Origin of the sequence: Paeniclostridium hominis (assembly GCF_014306135.1) — a bacterium.
In the GTDB taxonomy this organism is placed as follows: Bacteria; Bacillota; Clostridia; order Peptostreptococcales; family Peptostreptococcaceae; genus Paraclostridium; species Paraclostridium hominis.
In genome coordinates this window covers 1-1647 of record NZ_JACRWD010000024.1, presented here as the reverse complement: position 1 = coordinate 1647, position 1647 = coordinate 1, and the positions used below count along the sequence as shown (strand labels likewise).

The following is a 1647-nucleotide window of genomic DNA, read 5'->3' as shown; positions in this document are numbered from 1 at the left end:
AAAAGTTGTCCAATTGCTCAGCTATCATTATCTGAATATCTGGCTTGGTTGTTTGTTGTTTAATTCTTTAAAAAGAATTTTTATAATTAACCTACTGTTTAATTTTCAAAGTTCATTTTATCTTTCGTGTTTGCCCTTTTCTCAAGGACAAGTAATACTATACCATCTCATTTTAATATCGTCAATACTTTTTTAAAAACTTTTTTTATTTTTTATTTATATGTTAAATTAACCATATATTTTTTCAATAAATAATTAGTATAATTAGATCTATAAACCCAATTATACTAACTATTTTAGTCTCTACTAATCTACTTGAGTAAGTAATCTTTTAGTTATATCCATTAATTTCATTTCTCCAAGTTCTTCATGAGTTATAGCTACCACAGCTTTTATTCTATCGTCTGAATTATCCCATTTATACGATCTAACATTTAATATAGCCCCTTCTGGCATTAATTCTTCTAAATCTACACCAATTTCATCTGTTAATGTCATATATTCATCGAATAAATCTTCATTTTCCATTTCACTTATATCGTATTCTTCTTTTATTATATTATTTAGTTCTTCTACATCTATGCTTATTTGATATGCTATAGTATCTTCTCTCTTAGACCCTTTACTTAAATCCTTATCTACTCTAAAAGGACTTTCATTTTCTATTATTGATCTTATTTCTTCGCTATCTACAATTTCATTCCCAAATAGTATGTACATATACAATTCTCCTCATCTATATTGATTATTTTGCTATAGCTTCAATTAGACAATCTTTCAATGAGTATTTTACTCCTTTTTCTTTAGCCATTCTGATAAGATATGAATATTTTGATTTCTTTGATTCTAAATCATATATAGCCACATCTACTAATTCTGGATCACTAACATATTGAAAAAAGTTTTCTGCATTTTTAATTTCTAACTGAGCTGCTTTTATTTCTTTTATGATTTTTTCGTTTTCTATATTTGTTTTTTTACTTTTTATTCTAGGCATAACATCCTCCTGTATTTTACATATATACCTAGAATCTTGACAAATATTACTTCACGTATACATATAGTTCATATTTTTATGTATATATTAACTTTTTAATGTGATTTTGACAATACTATATATTAATTATAAACTTTATTAAATAAAAAAACATCTAATTCAATGAATTAGATGTTTTGCACTGGTGGGATTAACAGGGCTCGAACCTGTGACCCCCTGCTTGTAAGGCAGGTGCTCTCCCAGCTGAGCTATAATCCCGGATATATATGGTGCGCCCAAAGGGACTCGAACCCCTAACCTTCTGATTCGTAGTCAGACACTCTATCCAGTTGAGCTATAGGCGCAATTTGTATGGAGGCGACACCCAGATTCGAACTGGGGATCAAGGAGTTGCAGTCCACTGCCTTACCACTTGGCTATGTCGCCACTTTTACATATATAAAAAAATGGTGATCCATCCGCGACTCGAACGCGGGACACCCTGATTAAAAGTCAGGTGCTCTACCGACTGAGCTAATGGATCAACTTATATGGGGTGGATAATGAGAGTCGAACTCACGACCTCCAGAGCCACAATCTGGCGCTCTAACCAACTGAGCTATACCCACCATAATTGGTCGAGGTGGAGGGACTCGAACCCCCGGCCCCAT

At 32.2% G+C, this 1647-nt stretch carries 2 protein-coding genes and 5 tRNA genes; all 7 read right to left on the bottom strand.

Annotated elements, in window-relative coordinates; translation table 11 throughout:
• Positions 1–306: 306 nt before the first annotated feature.
• Positions 307–720 (bottom strand): hypothetical protein, encoded by a 414-nt coding sequence (locus H8891_RS14980; protein ID WP_187007009.1) that lies wholly within the window; start codon positions 718–720, stop codon positions 307–309.
• Between the two features lie 25 nt (positions 721–745).
• Positions 746–997, bottom strand: coding sequence for a DUF2508 family protein (locus H8891_RS14975; RefSeq protein WP_147548240.1), 252 nt, complete (start codon positions 995–997; stop codon positions 746–748).
• Between the two features lie 182 nt (positions 998–1179).
• Positions 1180–1255 (bottom strand) — tRNA-Val (locus tag H8891_RS14970).
• A 9-nt stretch (positions 1256–1264) separates the two neighbouring features.
• Positions 1265–1341: transfer RNA gene (locus H8891_RS14965), tRNA-Arg, on the bottom strand.
• A gap of 8 nt (positions 1342–1349) precedes the next feature.
• Positions 1350–1423 (bottom strand) — tRNA-Cys (locus H8891_RS14960).
• A gap of 21 nt (positions 1424–1444) precedes the next feature.
• Positions 1445–1520 (bottom strand) — tRNA-Lys (locus tag H8891_RS14955).
• Between the two features lie 8 nt (positions 1521–1528).
• Positions 1529–1605, bottom strand: a tRNA-His gene (locus H8891_RS14950).
• Between the last annotated feature and the right edge of the window lie 42 nt (positions 1606–1647).